Consider the following 16,624-nt stretch of genomic DNA (forward strand, 5'->3'; position numbering starts at 1 on the left):
TGCGGGCATTTTCAAGCCCGCCAATGGTCGGACGTGCCGACCCGCCCTATTTTGAGCGGCTTATATTAAGCGGGGCGCTTGTCGATCACTGCATCGATCAGCCCGTATTCACGCGCAGCTTCGGCGCTCATGAAGTTGTCGCGGTTGGTATCGCGCTCGATTTCTTCAAGGGTACGCCCGCTGTGCTTGGCCATCAGCGTGTTGAGACGCTCACGGATGAACAGGATTTCCTTGGCATGGATTTCGATATCCGAAGCCTGGCCCTGGAAACCGCCCAATGGCTGGTGAATCATCACGCGCGAGTTCGGCAGGCAGAAACGCTTGCCTTCGGCACCGGCCGTCAGCAGGAAAGCGCCCATGCTGCAGGCCTGGCCAATGCAGGTGGTCGAGACGTTCGGCTTGATGAACTGCATGGTGTCGTAGATCGACATGCCCGCAGTGACCGAACCGCCCGGCGAGTTGATGTAGAGATGGATGTCCTTGTCCGGGTTTTCCGCTTCAAGGAACAGCAGTTGCGCACAAATCAGGTTGGCCATGTAGTCCTCGACAGGCCCCACCAGAAAGATCACTCGCTCCTTGAGCAGGCGCGAGTAGATGTCGTAGGCGCGTTCGCCACGAGCGGACTGCTCGACAACCATCGGGACCAAACCGCCAGCGGCCTGGATATCAGAGTTCTGCTGAATATAGGAATTACGGAACATGCTCTGCAGTTACTCCCAAATAGTCATGTCTTGAAAACGCATAAGCCAGCGCGAGGCTGGCTTATGGTTGTATTTCCAACGAGTTGGACAATCAGTCGGCTTGTGCTGCTTCCGCCGGCTTGACTGCTTCTTCGTAAGAGACCGCTTTATCGGTCACCTTAGCCTTCTGCAGAACAGTATCCACAACTTGCTCTTCCAGCACAACCGAACGCACTTCGTTCAATTGCTGGTCGTTCTTGTAGTACCAGGCCACAACTTGCTCAGGCTCCTGGTAGGCCGAAGCCATTTCCTGGATCATCTTGCGAACCTGGTCTTCGTCAGGCTTGAGCTCGAACTGCTTGACCACTTCACCGACGATCAGACCCAGCACGACGCGGCGCTTGGCTTGCTCTTCGAACAGCTCGGCCGGCAGTTGGTCAGGCTTGATGTTGCCACCGAACTGTTGAACCGCTTGCACGCGCAGGCGATCCACTTCGTTGGACAGCAGGGTCTTGGGCACCTCGATCGGATTGGCGGCCACCAGACCGTCCATCACCTGGTTCTTGACCTTGGATTTGATAGCCTGACGCAGCTCGCGCTCCATGTTCTTGCGAACTTCGGTACGGAAGCCTTCGATGCCGGTTTCCTTGATACCGAATTGAGCGAAGAACTCTTCGTTCAGCTCTGGCAGCTTGGGCTCGGAAACGCTGTTGACGGTCACGGTGAACTCGGCGGTTTTGCCAGCCAGGTCCAGGTTCTGGTAGTCAGCCGGGAAAGTCAGGTTCAGAACGCGCTCTTCACCCGCCTTGGCGCCAACCAGGCCGTCTTCGAAGCCAGGGATCATGCGGTTGGAACCCAGCACCAGCTGAGTGCCCTTGGCGGAGCCGCCAGCGAACGCTTCGCCGTCAACCTTGCCAACGAAATCGATATTCAGCTGGTCTTCGTTCTGGGCAGCACGCTCGGCCACTTCGAAACGGGTGTTCTGCTTGCGCAGGATTTCCAGCATGTTGTCCAGGTCGCTGTCCGCCACGTCAGCGCTCAGGCGCTCAACGGCGATGGAGTCGAAACCGGCAACGGTGAACTCAGGGAACACTTCGAAAGTAGCGACGTATTCCAGGTCCTTGCCTTTTTCCAGCACTTTCGGCTCAACCGAAGGAGCGCCGGCCGGGTTCAGCTTCTGCTCAACCACGGCTTCGTAGAAGGAAGCTTGAATGACATCACCTACCGCATCCTGACGCGCATCAGCTTCATAACGCTGACGAATCACGCTCATTGGCACTTTGCCTGGACGGAAACCAGCGATCTTGGCCTTCTGGGCAGTCTGCTGCAGACGCTTGTTGACCGCAGTCTCGATACGTTCTGCCGGCACGGTGATGCTCAGGCGGCGCTCGAGAGCAGTAGTATTTTCAACAGAAACTTGCATGGATATTCCTCGTTGCACAGACGTTAGCCGGCCATTTCCGACCCCAATCAAGGGCATGCATTCTAGTGGGTCAAACTCAAGAAGTCACCCTACTGAAAATACGCCCGAAAACAGCCGGCAAGTTATCGGTGCGAAGGCACTGCTGCGCCCCGCCCCGCTGACAAATACAGCCAATCACGCCAGGGCTCTGCGCCGCCCCTTCTATATATAGAAGAAGTCGTCATTCATCTCCCTGACAGCTCCCCCCTCAAGCGGGACGAGCAGACAACACGCATCATCGAGACACACAAATACGACGAAACGCCCTGCCGTTGCAGCCCACGACCGGCGCTGCCGAACCTTTGAACCCCTGAAACCAAAAAAGGCGCCAGACTGTTAAATCTGGCGCCTTTCGAATATGGGGTGGACGATGGGGATCGAACCCACGACAACAGGAGTCACAATCCTGTGCTCTACCAACTGAGCTACGCCCACCATATTGCGCTACTTGTGCCAAAGCTGCCTAATGGCGCACCCGGCAGGACTCGAACCTGCGACCATCCGCTTAGAAGGCGGATGCTCTATCCAGCTGAGCTACGGGCGCCTTATTAATCTGTACTCTTGGAGGATTACAAACTAAGTGCTTCCAGCCTTGCAGAACAACAATTCCGCTCGACCTTCTTAACCAGTGCTAGGCTGTGCCCGACAAGTGCGACGAATAGTATAGACGGCCTCGAAAGCCGTCAAATCTTTTTTGAAAAAAACTGATTTTATTTAAGGGGTTAGGGCAATTTGCAGACCAAGCGCCTTTGCCCTCACGCCTTGGCGTGCGAGAATGCGCGCACTTTTCTTCCCCCTCTCGATGGTTAATCACGCGTAATGACTGCACAACTTATCGACGGCAAATCAATCGCCGCCAGCCTGCGCCAGCAGATCGCCCAACGAGTCACCGAGCGCCGCCAGCAAGGCCTGCGCACCCCGGGCCTCGCGGTGATCCTGGTCGGCAGCGATCCTGCCTCTCAGGTTTATGTCTCGCACAAGCGTAAAGACTGTGAAGAGGTCGGCTTTATCTCCAAGGCCTACGACCTGCCTTGCGACACCACCCAGCAGGCCCTCACCGAGCTGATCGACGGCCTCAACGATGACCCGAACATCGACGGCATCCTGCTCCAACTGCCGCTGCCCGAGCACCTGGACGCTTCCAAACTGTTGGAGCGCATTCGTCCCGACAAAGACGTCGACGGTTTCCATCCTTACAACGTCGGCCGCCTGGCCCAGCGTATCCCGCTGCTGCGCCCATGCACCCCGAAAGGCATCATGACCCTGCTGGAAAGCACCGGGGTCGATCTGTACGGCCTCGATGCCGTGGTCGTTGGCGCCTCCAACATCGTTGGCCGTCCCATGGCCATGGAATTGCTGCTGGCGGGTTGCACCGTGACCGTCACCCACCGTTTCACCAAGGACCTCGCCGGCCACGTTGGCCGCGCCGATCTGGTGGTGGTCGCCGCCGGCAAGCCGGGGCTGGTCAAGGGCGAGTGGATCAAGGAAGGCGCGATTGTCATCGACGTGGGCATCAACCGCCAGGACGATGGCAAGCTGGTCGGCGACGTGGTGTACGAAACCGCCCTGCCCCGCGCCGGCTGGATCACCCCGGTACCTGGCGGCGTCGGCCCGATGACCCGCGCCTGCCTGCTGGAAAACACCCTGTACGCCGCAGAAACCCTGCACGGCTGATAACCGGCCATACTGAAAAGCCCCGCCTTATCGCGGGGCTTTTTATTGTCCAGGCTTTTTATCTTTCTTGAGGGGTGTCTTCGCGTCGCCCGACTTTGCTCGTCCGTACAGCCAATAGGCTGCGATGCCGTACAAACCAAGCACCGTGGTCGTGGTAGAGGTCATGAACGCGATCATGACCGCATCCGACACGTTGAATTTTATGTATCTGTAGCTTTCCGGGATTGGAAAGAACCACTGTCCAAACCCGTCCAGAAGCAATGCGACCCACAGAAATACGATCCATCCGACCGTCAACCCAAACAACAGCCAGGCATGCCATTTGCGCAACCCGTGAATATCATTGTCGTGTCGGCGGCGCTGGTCCTGATCCAGGTTGTTGCGTTCAAACGCAAGCTTCTCCCGATCAAACACATCACGAAGTGGTGACCCGTCAACCGGGGTGGGTGCGTCAAATACACTGGTTGGCGTGATCAATGGTGGCGCCCCCTCGACTTGCCTTGTCATAACATTGAATGAGAAGGCTGGCTCAGGATGTAGCGGTAAAAATTCTTGATGCTCTCATTGGGAATGATCGAGTTCATGCCAGAGGTTGTCCAGGCAACGCTCCAGGGTGTACCCGGTTGGTGTGTGGCGGCGGATAGCTTCACCCCGTCCGCACCGCCATAAACTTGCGCAACCTCTCTCATTACCGCAACTTCCTGAGGCAGAAACTGCTCGGTTGGAGCATAGGGGACATGCGTCACGGGAGCGGAGCGAAAGTCCCTGACAGCCTGATAGACACTCCGTATCACCGGGCCGTATTGCCACGCTTCAACAGGTTCTTTTATCAATGGGGCGTCATTTCTCGCCAGCATGTAACCCTGTGCGATGTACACAAGCTTCAACAACTGCATGGGCGTGACAGCCGTTATTCCAGCAGCCCAGCATTCATTCAGGATCTGCTGGGCGACGGCGCGAGCATCTCTCATCGGTTACCCTCCTGTATAAATTACCAGTCCTGGAAAATGAGGTGCGAGTCTCTCGAAGTCAAGATAGCGTGTCAATCCAATGTTGACACGCTGCTGACCCTAAACACAGACGCCCTTAAAACCTTTCGACAATCCCGATCAACCACAGCCGATTCGAAGCGCCAACCCCAAACTTCGTCGATACAAGCCTCACCAATCATCGTCTTACCGCCTTTATTTAAAGGCTCTCTATCGCTTTCTGATCCATACTCCTAAAATGTAACGGCATTTATCAAAAAGCCGTTCCCGGACGGTATTTCCTTACTTTTTTAGCGAGTTCACCCGCGTGAAAATTCGTCTCTCTATTGTCAGCCTATTTTTTGCACTTACAGGCACTTTCGCACACGCCGCCGAAACCACTTTGGCCCCGCGTGATACTTCCAAACTGCAAATTGCTTCCGGCAGTGCCATGCTGGTGGACCTGCAGACCAACAAGGTCATTTATTCGAGCAACCCCGACGTGGTGGTGCCCATCGCTTCGGTGAGCAAGTTGATGACGGGCCTGGTCGTGCTGGACGCCAAGCAGAACATGGATGAATACATCGACATCAACATCAAGGACACGCCGGAAATGAAAGGCGTGTTTTCCCGCGTGAAAATCGGCAGCGAAATGCCGCGCAAAGAGATGCTGCTGATCGCCCTGATGTCCTCGGAAAACCGCGCCGCCGCCAGCCTGGCCCATCACTACCCAGGTGGCTATCCAGCGTTTATTGCCGCCATGAACGCCAAGGCCAAGGCGCTGGGCATGACCAGCACCCACTATGTCGAACCCACCGGCCTGTCGATCCACAACGTGTCCACCGCCCGTGATCTGAGCAAGCTGCTGGCCGCCGCGCGCCACTACCCGATGCTCAGCCAACTGAGCACCACCAAGGAAAAGACCGTCGCGTTCCGTAAACCCAACTACACCCTGGGTTTCTCCAACACCGACCACCTGATCAATCGCGCCAATTGGGACATCAAGCTGACCAAGACCGGATTCACCAACCAGGCCGGACACTGCCTGGTGCTGGTCACCAGCATGGGTAATCGCCCGGTGTCACTGGTTATCCTGGACGCCTTCGGCAAGTTCACCCATTTCGCCGATGCCGGTCGTATCCGCAACTGGGTCGAGACCGGCAAGAGCGGCTCGGTGCCTGACGTCGCTCTGCGCTACAAGGCCGACAAGAACCTGAAGAACCGCCCGACCGCCGCCGAAGTGCGCCGCTAAACACGCCATGCCTTTGTGAATGCAAGCCCGCTCCCACAGGGGTTTGCAGTGTTCTTTTTTACTTTTTCTCCGCCAACACTTTCAGGGCCTGCGCCGCCGCCTGCTCCTGGCCGGCCTGGGCCGTCGCATTCGCCGCCTCGCGCCAGCGCTGCGCATCCACATTCGCCGGCAACTGGCTCGGACGCTGAGTCAGGATTGCCCACTGTCCGGCGCTCTTCCACGCCGATTCGAAATCGCTGAACCCCATCAGTAACCGCCGGTCCAGTCCCGAGCGCAACACCAGGGTGCTCTTCTGCTGGTTGAAGCCGACCACCACCACATACCGCGGCCCCGACCAGAAGCTCGAATTGATCCGCGCCATCACCGGATACCCCGCCGCCACTTGTGCCAGCACCGCTGTCAACCGGGTATCCAATGGGTACACCATCAACCCGTACTCACGCGCCAACACCTGCATATTGCGTTCAAGGTCCGCCTCGGCGCCCGGCAAGCGCAAAGGTTTATCCAGCAGACCCGGTGTCATCACAATGCCTTGTTGCGACAGCATGCTGGCCAAAGCCGCAGGACCGCTCTGATACGCCTCACTGCGAAAGGTCGGCACGCCATTGAGCTCGACACGCTCCGGCAAGCCAGGCAGCTTCGACGGGGCCCCGGAGCACGCGACCAGGCCCAAGGCACAGGCCAGCAACACGGATGTTTTAAGGTTCGACCGTAACCGCAATTTTCTACCCTCTTGATCAACTGCCGGTAAGGGCCACGATCATAGCCCAATCGTGTTGATACAACGGGTGCGGATATAGCAAAGAAGTTGGACGGACTCGACCATTGGTCAATAGCACGCAACCGTCAGGTAGCTAGACTGTCCATTGAGAAGACTGTGTGTGCCCCGTACGGGGCGAAAGGAGGCCCGAATGAGCCTTGCAACAACGATTTTCCTGTTGGTCTGCGGTTGGCTGGCGGTAGCCGGCGCCATGTTGTGGGGGGTGTTGCGCATCACCCGTCGGCACCACCACCCCCACGTCAAACCTGCGGTTCGCGCCAAACCCCATAAAGCGGCGGCGCACCACGCTTAGCCCGGCATACAACTGAAGTCTTGAGTCGCCGCCACTTCCTTGCCGTGACCGTCTTTTAGCGAGGCGCGCACGGTGGTACCCAGGCTGGACTCCACCAGGGTGTAATGCTCACCCGCCTTGAAGTGCTTGTACTCGACACGCCCCTGGCAGTCCTGCTGGTTGTCGTCGCCGGGCTCCTCCTCGAACAGCGTCACATCCAGGCTGTGATCACCCGGGGTCACCTCGAAGAAACGTCCGTCATCCACGCGCTTGCCATCCACACGCTCCGCCATCAGGTCGTTCGGTGCTTCTTCTTTCAGGCCGATCCAGGCCTCGCTCGGATCCGCCTTGGGGATTGGGCCGGCACAGGCCGACAGCAGCAAAACAGCACCCAGGGCGGGGATCAACAACAAAGGTTTAAGTGACATGGCAGGGCTCCAAAAGGACATCGATAAACGCGGTGGACGGCACTCAACTGTGTCGCGTCCGATGGGCTACAAGCTTGAGGAGCCACCCTTTGTAGAACAAATGAATACATATGAAACGATCTTCAGCCCCTGACTAAATGTTCCTTCATATCGCTGAAAGGTGCGTGTTAGGTGGGTCGGGCAAGACTGCCGGGGTTTGCAATTCTGCACCGACGGAGGTTCACGCATGCTCGGGCTGGTAAAGACCGCACTGCAAAAGCCGTACACGTTTATCGTGTTGGCCATATTCATCTGCATCATCGGGCCGATGGCGGCCCTGAGAACCCCCACCGATGTATTCCCCGATATCGGCATCCCCGTGGTCGCCGTGGTCTGGCAGTACAACGGCCTGTCGCCGGACGCCATGGCGGGCCGCGTGATCTACACCTACGAACGCTCCCTGAGCACCACCGTCAACGACATCGAACACATCGAATCGCAATCGCTGCCCGGCATGGGCATCGTCAAAATCTTCTTCCAACCCGGTGTGGACATCCGCACCGCCAACGCCCAAGTGACCGCCGTGTCACAAACCGTGCTCAAGCAGATGCCGCCCGGCATCACGCCGCCGCTGATCCTCAACTACAGCGCCTCCACGGTGCCGATTCTGCAAATGGCGTTCTCCAGCCCCAGCCTCTCGGAAGCCAAAATCCGCGACCTGGTGCAGAACAATATCCGCCTGCCCCTGAGCGCCCTGCCCGGCCTGGCCATGCCTACGCCAATGGGCGGCAAACAACGGCAGATTACCCTCGACCTCGACCCGCAAGCGCTGGCCGCCAAAGGCCTGTCGGCACAGGACGTGGGCAATGCCCTGGCGCTGCAGAACCAGATCATCCCGGTGGGCACCGCCAAGCTCGGCCCCAACGAATACACGATCCTGCTCAACAACAGCCCCAAGGCCATCGATGAACTCAACGAGTTGCCGATCAAGACCGTCGACGGTGCACTGATCACCATCGGCCAGGTCGCCCACGTGCGTGACGGCTCGCCACCGCAGACCAACATCGTGCGCGTCGACGGCCACCGCGCCGTGCTGATGCCGGCATTGAAAAACGGCAGCATCTCCACCCTGTCGATCATCGACGGCATCCGCCAGATGCTGCCGCGCATCAACGAAACCCTGCCGCCGTCATTGAAGACGTCACTGCTGGGCGACGCGTCGGTGTTCGTGAAAGAGTCGGTCGGCAGCGTGGCCCAGGAAGGCATCATCGCCGCTCTGCTGACCAGTGCGATGATCCTGCTGTTCCTCGGCAGTTGGCGTTCGACCCTGATCATCGCCGCGTCGATTCCCCTGGCGGTGCTCTCGGCCATCGCACTGCTGGCCGCCACCGGGCAAACCCTCAACGTCATGACCCTCGGCGGGCTGGCGTTGGCGGTGGGGATTCTGGTGGACGACGCCACGGTGACCATCGAAAACATCAACTGGCACCTGGAACAAGGCAAGGCGGTGAAGACCGCGATCCTCGACGGCGCCGCGCAAATCGTCGGCCCGGCGTTCGTTTCGCTGCTGTGCATCTGCATCGTGTTCGTACCGATGTTCCTGCTGCAAGGCATCGCCGGCTACCTGTTCCGGCCGATGGCCCTGGCGGTGATCTTTGCCATGGCCAGTTCGTTCATACTTTCGCGCACACTGGTGCCGACCCTGGCGATGTTCCTGCTCAAGCCCCATGCGCCGGAACAAGGGCCGGGGCATCACCCGGAAGATGCCTTCATCAACCACCACGAGGGCGAGCAGCACACCAAACCGCGCAATGCCGTGCTGCAATCGCTGCTGAATTTCCAGCAGGGTTTCGAGCGGCACTTCTCGAATATCCGCGACACCTACCACGGCCTGCTGACGCTGGCACTGGTCAATCGCAAGCGCTTCATCTTCGGCTTCCTGGCCTGCGTCCTCGCGTCGTTCCTGCTGCTGCCGAGCCTGGGCCAGGACTTCTTCCCGGCCACCGACGCCGGTGCCCTGGCCTTGCATGTGCGCCTGCCGCTGGGCACGCGCATCGAAGAGAGCGCGGCTGCCTTCGACCGCATCGAAGCACGGATTCGCGAAATCATCCCCGCCGAAGAACTCGACACCATTGTCGATAACATCGGCATCCCGCTCAGCGGCATCGACATGGCCTACAGCAGCAGCGGTACCATCGGCCCGCAGGATGGCGACATTCAGGTCACCCTGAAAAAAGACCACGCACCTACCGCCGACTACGTGAAAAAACTGCGTGAAGCCCTGCCGGAAAGCTTCCCCGGCAGCCACTTCGCCTTCCTGCCCGCCGACATCAGCAGCCAGATCCTCAACTTCGGTGCGCCGGCTCCGCTGGACGTGAAAATCTCCGGACGCAGCGACGCCGAAAACCGCGCCTACGCAGTCGAGCTGGAGCGTCGCCTGTCGCATATCCCGGGCATCGCCGACCTGCGCATCCAGCAGTCCACCGGCTACCCGTCGCTGCAAGTGAACGTGGACCGCCTGCGTGCCAACGGCCTGGGCATCACCGAGCGGGATGTGACCAACAGCATGGTCGCCTCCCTCGCCGGCAGTTCCCAGGTCGCGCCAACCTTCTGGCTCAACCCGGCCAACGGCGTGTCCTATTCGATCGTTGCCGCCACCCCGCAATACCGCCTCGACAGCCTGCCCTCGCTGGAAGCCTTGCCGGTCACCGGCGCCGACGGTCAGTCGCAAATCCTCGGCGGCGTGGCAAGCATTTCCCGCGTGGAAAGCCCGGCAGTGGTGACCCACTACAACATCGAACCGACCCTGGACCTGTACGCCAACGTGCAAGGCCGCGACCTCGGCGGCGTGGCGCGTGATGTGCAAAAGGTGCTGAATGACACCGCCTCGATGCGCCCCAAAGGCGCGGTGATCAGCCTGCACGGGCAGATCGATGCACTGCACGAAGCCTTCAGCGGCCTGAGCTTCGGCCTGCTCGGCGCGGTGGTGCTGATCTATCTGCTGATCGTGGTCAACTTCCAGTCCTGGGCCGACCCGTTTGTGATCATCACCGCATTGCCCGCCGCATTGGCCGGCATCGTGTGGATGCTGTTCCTCAGCGGCACATCGTTGTCAGTACCGGCGCTCACCGGGGCGATCCTGTGCATGGGCGTGGCCACCGCCAACTCGATCCTGGTGGTGAGCTTTTGCCGGGAGCGCCTGGCTGAACATGGTGATGCACTCAAGGCCGCGCTGGAAGCCGGTTACACACGTTTTCGCCCGGTGTGCATGACCGCCCTGGCGATGATCATCGGCATGTTGCCGCTGGCTATCTCCCAAGAACAAAACGCCCCCCTCGGCCGGGCGGTGATCGGTGGCCTGATCTTCGCCACCGTCGCCACCCTGCTGTTCGTTCCCGTGGTCTTCAGCCTGGTCCACGGTCGTCATCCTACTCGCGCCACTGCTGGAGAAACGCCCCATGCCGTCTGATCACAAACCCTCACGCAAGCGTCTGATGCTCATGGGGGCCGGCGGCCTGACTCTGGCCGCCCTGTTGGTCGCCAACGGCCTGCACGCCCGCACCCTGCACGAACAATCGGTGACCGCCTGGACGGAAACCGCCGCCATCCCCCAGGTGATGGTGTTCCAGCCCAGACAAAACGCTGCGGGTGACACGCTGCGCTTGCCGGCGCACCTGGAAGCCTGGAGCAAGGCACCGATCCATGCCCGGGTCAGTGGCTACCTCAAGGACTGGAAAGCCGATATCGGCACCCAGGTCAAAGCCGGGCAAGTCCTCGCCGAGATCGACAGCCCGGACCTGGACCAGCAACTGGCGCAAACCCACGCCCGCCTGGTCCAGGAACAAGCCGACGCACGCCTGGCCGAAACGACTGCCAAGCGCTGGCAGAACCTGCTGGCCAGCCATTCGGTGTCACGCCAGGAAGCTGACGAAAAAACCTCCAACGCCGCTGCCTCCAAGGCCAACGCCGAAGCGGCCGCCGCCGACTACGCGCGCCTCTCGGCGCTGGAAAGCTACAAGACCCTCCGCGCGCCGTTCGCCGGCACCATCACCGCGCGCAACACCGATATCGGCCAACTGATCAAGGCCGATACCGACAGCGATCCGGAGCTGTTCAACATCGCCGACACCCATCAATTGCGCCTCTATGTGCCCGTGCCGCAGAACTATGCGGCAGTGATCCACCCAGGCCTCGAAGCCGAGCTGACCGTACCGGAACATCCGGGCGAGCACTTCAAGGCGCGGCTGATCGGCGACTCCACCGCCATCGACCGACGCTCCGGCACGCTGCTCGCGCAGTTCGTCGTCGACAATCCCAACGAGGCCTTGCTGCCCGGTGATTACGCCGAAGCGACCCTGCCGATCCCCGCGGACACCCATGGCGTGAGCATCCCGGCCAGTGCGCTGATCTTTCGTGCCCAAGGCACTCAGGTTGCGGTGCTGGATGCGCAGAACCATGTGCACCTGCAAGCCATCCATATCGGCCTCGACCTGGGCGAACGACTGGTGATCGATCAGGGCCTGAAACCTGCCGATCGCGTGATCGACAACCCACCTGATGCGCTGCGCGAAGGCGACCCGGTGCAACTGGCCGATGCCTCGGGAGGTGCGCATGCGCCCAAGGCTTAAGCCCCTCGCGGCCTTGATGCTGCTGGCGTTGCAAGGCTGCTCGATGGCGCCCACGTACAAGGTGCCAAGCGCGGACCTGCCCGCCAACTATCGCGAGCAGCCCCTCAACGGCCCCTGGCACAGCGCGCAACCATCCGACCGACTCGCGCCCGAGTGGTGGAAGCTCTACCACGATTCACGCCTGAATGACCTGCAACAGCAACTGCTCAAGGCCAACCCGGACCTGGCAGCGGCGCTGGCGCACTTCGATGCCTCCCAGGCGTATGCCAGCCAGTTGCATGCCGGCCTGTTCCCGCAGATCACCGCCAGCGCACAACCCCTGCGCCAGCGGCAATCGGACTCGCGACCGCTGCGCGGCGATACGCAGCCTTCGGTGTACAACAGCAACACGGCCGGGTTTTCGTTGAGCTACGACCTGGACCTGTGGGGCAAAATCCGCAACCAAGTAGCGGCCGGCGATGCCCAGGCGCAAGCGTCCGGCGATGACCTGGCCGTAGCGCGTTTGAGCCTGCAGCATCAGTTGGCGACCTTGTACGTGCAGCTCAACGGGCTGGATGCACAGAGCCGAATCCTCAACAGCTCACTGGAGGATTTCAGCCAGGCGCTGCAACTCACACGCAGTCGGTATGAAGGCCAGATTGCCTCGGAACTGGACCTGACCCGCGCGCAAAACCAGCTGGCAGAAGCCAAGGCGCAACTGGATGAGGTGCGTGGCCAGCGCAACCTCACCGAGCATGCGATTGGCGAACTGGTGGGGGTGGCAGCCAGCAACTTCACGCTGCCGCCGAGCCAACAATTGATCGCGTTGCCTGGCATCCCTTCGCAGTTGCCGAGCCACCTGCTGCAACGGCGTCCGGATATCGCCGCAGCCGAGCGCCGGGTGTTTGCCGCCAACGCCAACATCGGCGTGGCCAAGGCGGCGTGGTACCCGGACTTCAGTTTGACTGGGCTGATTGGCGGACAGACCCAAGGGGTTGGCAACCTGCTTTCGGCTGGCAATCGATATTGGGCGCTGGGACCTTTAGTCAATCTGCCGATCTTTGACGGCGGGCGCTTGAGCGCCAATGAACGCCAGGCCAAAGCCGAATTCGAAGAGGCCTCGGCGCAGTACCGCAGCCAGGTGCTGAAAGCGGTGCGCGAAGTGGAGGATAACCTGGGGCAACTGCGAGACCTGCAACAGGAGGCGCAGGATGAACAAGCGGCAGCAGATGCGGCGCTGCACACCCAGGCGCTGGCGATGAACAGCTACCAGGCGGGAGCGGTGAGTTATCTGGATGTGGTGACCGCCCAGACGGCGGCGTTGCAGGCGCAGCGCACGTTGCAAGCGGTGCAGACGCGGCAGTTGCAGGCGAGCGTGGGATTAGTCACCGCCCTCGGCGGCGGCTGGCAACCCGGCGCCTGATCGAACGCCATCGCGGGCAAGCCCGCTCCCACATTCGATCGGGTTCACACCGTTCAATGTGGGAGCGGGCTTACACTGCGATGACGGCATTTCAGGCGGCGAGCTTGCCGCTGGCAATCGCGGCGGACGCGGCCACCATCGCCCGCAACAATACCGCGCACCCCGCCGCCAGATCATCCGGCGCGGCGTTCTCGATTTCGTTATGGCTGATGCCCCCTTCGCACGGCACGAAGATCATCCCCGCCGGGCCCAGTTCGGCCACGAAGATCGCGTCGTGCCCTGCCCCGCTGACGATGTCCATGTTCGACAAACCCAAGCCATTTGCCGCATCACGCACGGCACTCACGCAGCCTTTGTCGAAGTACAACGGCGGGAAGTCCGCCGTGGGTTCCATCTCGAAACTCAAGCCATGTTTGGCGCAAGTCTCGTCGATCACCTGACGCACCTGGGCAATCATCGAGTCCAGCCGGGCTGGTTCCAAGTGACGGAAATCCAGAGTCATGCGCACTTCACCCGGAATCACGTTGCGCGACCCCGGATACGCCTGCAGGCAACCCACCGTGCCGCACGCGTGGGGCTGATGCCCCAGTGCCGCCGCGTTCACCGCCGCCACCACTGCGGCCGCGCCGACCAGGGCGTCCTTGCGCAGGTGCATCGGAGTGGGTCCCGCGTGAGCTTCAACGCCACGCAGTTTCAAGTCGAACCACTTCTGCCCGAGGGCCCCCAGCACCACGCCGATGGTTTTCTTTTCGTCCTCAAGGATCGGGCCTTGTTCGATATGCGCCTCGAAATACGCCCCCACCTTGTGCCCACTGACGGCACGCGTGCCGGCATAGCCAATCGCGCTCAACGCATCCCCCACGCTGACGCCGTCCGCATCGACCTTGGCCAGGGTGTCGGCCAGGGTGAATTTCTCGGCAAACACGCCGGAGCCCATCATGCACGGCGGAAAGCGCGAACCCTCTTCATTGGTCCACACCACCACTTCCAGCGGCGCCTCGGTTTCCACGTTCAGATCGTTAAGGGTGCGCAGAACCTCCACGCCGGCCAGCACGCCGAAACAACCGTCGAACTTGCCACCGGTGGGCTGGGTGTCGATGTGGCTGCCGGTCATCACCGGCGGCAGGTTGGGATTGCGTCCGGGGCGACGCGCGAAGATGTTGCCGATACCATCGACCGTGACGGTGCAGCCGGCGTCCTCGCACCATTGCACGAACAGGTCGCGGGCCTTGCGGTCGAGATCGGTCAGTGCCAGACGGCACACACCGCCCTTGGGCGTGGCGCCGAGTTTGGCCAGGTCCATCAGGGACTGCCACAAACGGTCGCGGTTGATGTGCTGATGGGTGGATTGCAGAACGTCGAGCGCAGCGTTCATGGGGATCTCCTCAGGCTACATTTTTATGGACTGACTCAAAACTTGGAACTGGCTTGTGTGGGAGCTGGCTTGCCTGCGATGGCGGAGTGGCTGCTAAAACAGGGTCAACTGATACACCGCTATCGCAGGCAAGCCAGCTCCCACATTGAACGCATTACAACGGGGATTTGACGGTGACCGGGCTGGCCGCGCGCTTGGCATTCAGGCCGTAATACATCAACCCGCCCAACGCCGAACCGGTGAACCAGCCATAGCTGTAGAACCAGTTGAACGCATCGCTGCCCAGCGACAGCAGCGTCAGCACCACCGGCACACCTAAGGCGATGAAACCGCTCCAGTTCCACGCCGGGTACACGTCATCGCGGTACAAACCGGCCAGGTCGAGTTGTTGTTTGCGGGTAATGAAATAGTCCACCACCATGATCCCGGCGATGGGCCCCAGCAGGCTCGAGTAGCCCAGCAACCAGTTGGAATAGACCGTTTCCAGGCTGACATCCGAGATGATCAGCCCGAGTTTTTTCAGCAGCTCATGCCCCATCAGCGCCAGCCCCACCAGCCCGGTGAGGATCACCGCCGTGGTGCGGTTGATCAGTTTGGGCGCGATGTTCTGGAAGTCGTTGGTGGGCGAAACGATGTTCGCCGCCGTGTTGGTGGACAAGGTGGCGATGATGATCAGCAACATCGCGATGGCCACCCACACCGGGCTTTGGATATGCCCGATCAGAGTCACGGGGTCGGACACGCTGACGCCCACCAGTTTCACTGAAGCGGCGGTCATGATCACGCCGAGGGCCGCGAACAGGAACATGGTCAGCGGCAGGCCGAAGATCTGCCCGAGGATCTGGTCCTTCTGGCTTTTGGCGTAGCGGCTGAAGTCGGGAATGTTCAGGGACAAGGTCGCCCAGAACCCGACCATGGCAGTGAGACCCGCCATGAAGTACCCCGTGAGGCTTGCGCCTTCCGGGCGTTTGGGCGGGATCGCCATCAGCTCGCTGATCGACACATTGGGCATCGCCCACACCAGCAAACCAATACCCACCGCCACCAACAGCGGTGCCGACAGGGTTTCCAGACGCTTGATCGACTCGGCACCGCGCAGCACCACCCACAGGTTGAGGGTCCAGAAAATCGTGAAGCCGATCACTTCACCGGTGCCGCCCAGGGACTTCCAACCCTCGAAAATCGAGCCCAGGAACAGGTGAATCGCCAGCCCGCCGAACATCGTCTGGATGCCGAACCAACCGCACGCCACCAGCGCGCGGATCAGGCACGGCACATTGGAACCCAGGATGCCGAAGGAGGAGCGCAGCAATACCGGAAACGGAATGCCGTACTTGGTACCCGGGAACGCGTTGAGGGTCAGCGGCAGCAGCACGACGATGTTGGCGAGCAGAATCGCCATCAGTGCCTCGCCCACCGACAAACCGAAATACGCGGTGAGTACGCCGCCCAGGGTGTAGGTGGGTACGCAGATCGACATGCCGACCCACAGCGCGGTGATGTGCCACTTGTTCCAGGTGCGTTCGTGCACCTTGGTCGGTGCCATGTCGTGGTTGTAACGAGGGCTGTCGAGGACGTCGGGGCCGGCGTCGAGTTCGTACAGGCCGTTGCGCTCAATGACTTGCGATCTGTTCTGTTGCATGGCCGCTCCACGGTTTTTTCGAATTATTGTTGCTCACCCAACGCTTCGCGCCGGATGGCCGGAGTACCTCGTAAACAACATG

At 60.6% G+C, this 16,624-nt stretch carries 14 protein-coding genes and 2 tRNA genes; 6 read left to right on the plus strand and 10 right to left on the minus strand.

All coding sequences use genetic code 11. The features are described 5' to 3' along the window. Nucleotides 1–65: 65 nt before the first annotated feature. From clpP to ACW9IB_RS10055, 4 genes are all read right to left on the minus strand, one after another. Nucleotides 66–701 carry an ATP-dependent Clp endopeptidase proteolytic subunit ClpP gene (gene clpP, locus ACW9IB_RS10040; protein ID WP_016974096.1) on the minus strand — a complete coding sequence of 212 codons (636 nt, stop codon included), beginning with the start codon at nt 699–701 and terminating at the stop codon, nt 66–68. A 91-nt stretch (nt 702–792) separates the two neighbouring features. After that, on the minus strand, nt 793–2,103 hold the full coding sequence (gene tig / locus ACW9IB_RS10045; protein ID WP_457413464.1) for a trigger factor: 1,311 nt from the start codon (nt 2,101–2,103) through the stop codon (nt 793–795). Between the two features lie 398 nt (nt 2,104–2,501). After that, nucleotides 2,502–2,577: transfer RNA gene (locus tag ACW9IB_RS10050), tRNA-His, on the minus strand. Nucleotides 2,578–2,609: 32 nt separating this feature from the next. Further along, nucleotides 2,610–2,686 (minus strand) — tRNA-Arg (locus ACW9IB_RS10055). 275 nt (nt 2,687–2,961) lie between these two features. Between ACW9IB_RS10055 and folD the strand changes: the two genes are divergently transcribed. Continuing rightward, nucleotides 2,962–3,816, plus strand: a complete 855-nt coding sequence (gene folD, locus ACW9IB_RS10060; RefSeq protein WP_457367916.1) for a bifunctional methylenetetrahydrofolate dehydrogenase/methenyltetrahydrofolate cyclohydrolase FolD — start codon at nt 2,962–2,964, stop codon at nt 3,814–3,816. 42 nt (nt 3,817–3,858) lie between these two features. On the opposite strand, the gene ACW9IB_RS10065 is transcribed toward folD, so the two are convergent. Continuing rightward, nucleotides 3,859–4,293 carry a hypothetical protein gene (locus ACW9IB_RS10065; RefSeq protein WP_457413466.1) on the minus strand — a complete coding sequence of 145 codons (435 nt, stop codon included), beginning with the start codon at nt 4,291–4,293 and terminating at the stop codon, nt 3,859–3,861. A gap of 26 nt (nt 4,294–4,319) precedes the next feature. Further along, complete coding sequence (locus ACW9IB_RS10070; RefSeq protein ID WP_457367918.1) at nt 4,320–4,787, minus strand: Panacea domain-containing protein; 468 nt, start codon at nt 4,785–4,787, stop codon at nt 4,320–4,322. 325 nt (nt 4,788–5,112) lie between these two features. On the opposite strand from ACW9IB_RS10070, the gene pbpG reads away from it, so the two are divergent. After that, nucleotides 5,113–6,036, plus strand: coding sequence for a D-alanyl-D-alanine endopeptidase (gene pbpG, locus ACW9IB_RS10075; protein WP_457367919.1), 924 nt, complete (start codon nt 5,113–5,115; stop codon nt 6,034–6,036). A 58-nt stretch (nt 6,037–6,094) separates the two neighbouring features. On the opposite strand, the gene ACW9IB_RS10080 is transcribed toward pbpG, so the two are convergent. Next, a complete protein-coding gene (locus ACW9IB_RS10080; protein ID WP_457413468.1) occupies nt 6,095–6,757 on the minus strand; it encodes a peptidase C39 family protein in 663 nt (220 codons plus the stop codon). Nucleotides 6,758–6,947: 190 nt separating this feature from the next. Between ACW9IB_RS10080 and ACW9IB_RS10085 the strand changes: the two genes are divergently transcribed. Continuing rightward, nucleotides 6,948–7,109, plus strand: a complete 162-nt coding sequence (locus ACW9IB_RS10085) for a hypothetical protein (RefSeq protein WP_457367921.1) — start codon at nt 6,948–6,950, stop codon at nt 7,107–7,109. Here the strand turns inward: ACW9IB_RS10085 and ACW9IB_RS10090 are convergent. Further along, nucleotides 7,106–7,516 (minus strand): PA0061/PA0062 family lipoprotein, encoded by a 411-nt coding sequence (locus ACW9IB_RS10090; protein ID WP_457367922.1) that lies wholly within the window; start codon nt 7,514–7,516, stop codon nt 7,106–7,108. The two genes, ACW9IB_RS10085 and ACW9IB_RS10090, sit on opposite strands and share 4 nt — an antisense overlap. Nucleotides 7,517–7,742: 226 nt before the next feature. Here ACW9IB_RS10090 and ACW9IB_RS10095 point away from each other — a divergent pair, with 226 nt between their 5' ends. Genes ACW9IB_RS10095 through ACW9IB_RS10105 form a run of 3 tightly spaced genes read left to right on the plus strand, consistent with a single transcriptional unit; the run spans nt 7,743 to nt 13,525 of the window. Beyond that, nucleotides 7,743–10,964: an efflux RND transporter permease subunit gene (locus ACW9IB_RS10095; RefSeq protein WP_457413470.1), complete on the plus strand. Its 3,222-nt coding sequence runs from the start codon at nt 7,743–7,745 to the stop codon at nt 10,962–10,964. Continuing rightward, the gene (locus tag ACW9IB_RS10100; RefSeq protein ID WP_457413472.1) at nt 10,954–12,123 is read left to right on the plus strand and encodes an efflux RND transporter periplasmic adaptor subunit; all 1,170 of its coding nucleotides are present in this window, start codon (nt 10,954–10,956) and stop codon (nt 12,121–12,123) included. Before ACW9IB_RS10095 ends, ACW9IB_RS10100 begins: the two co-directional genes overlap by 11 nt. Further along, nucleotides 12,107–13,525, plus strand: a complete 1,419-nt coding sequence (locus ACW9IB_RS10105) for an efflux transporter outer membrane subunit (RefSeq protein WP_457413474.1) — start codon at nt 12,107–12,109, stop codon at nt 13,523–13,525. Before ACW9IB_RS10100 ends, ACW9IB_RS10105 begins: the two co-directional genes overlap by 17 nt. A gap of 91 nt (nt 13,526–13,616) precedes the next feature. Here the strand turns inward: ACW9IB_RS10105 and ACW9IB_RS10110 are convergent, their stop codons facing one another. Both ACW9IB_RS10110 and ACW9IB_RS10115 read right to left on the minus strand, forming a co-directional pair. Continuing rightward, complete coding sequence (locus tag ACW9IB_RS10110; RefSeq protein ID WP_457367926.1) at nt 13,617–14,900, minus strand: Zn-dependent hydrolase; 1,284 nt, start codon at nt 14,898–14,900, stop codon at nt 13,617–13,619. Between the two features lie 154 nt (nt 14,901–15,054). Next, a complete protein-coding gene (locus tag ACW9IB_RS10115; protein ID WP_457413475.1) occupies nt 15,055–16,542 on the minus strand; it encodes an NCS1 family nucleobase:cation symporter-1 in 1,488 nt (495 codons plus the stop codon). Between the last annotated feature and the right edge of the window lie 82 nt (nt 16,543–16,624).

It is taken from the genome of Pseudomonas sp. SDO524_S393 (genome assembly GCF_054071875.1).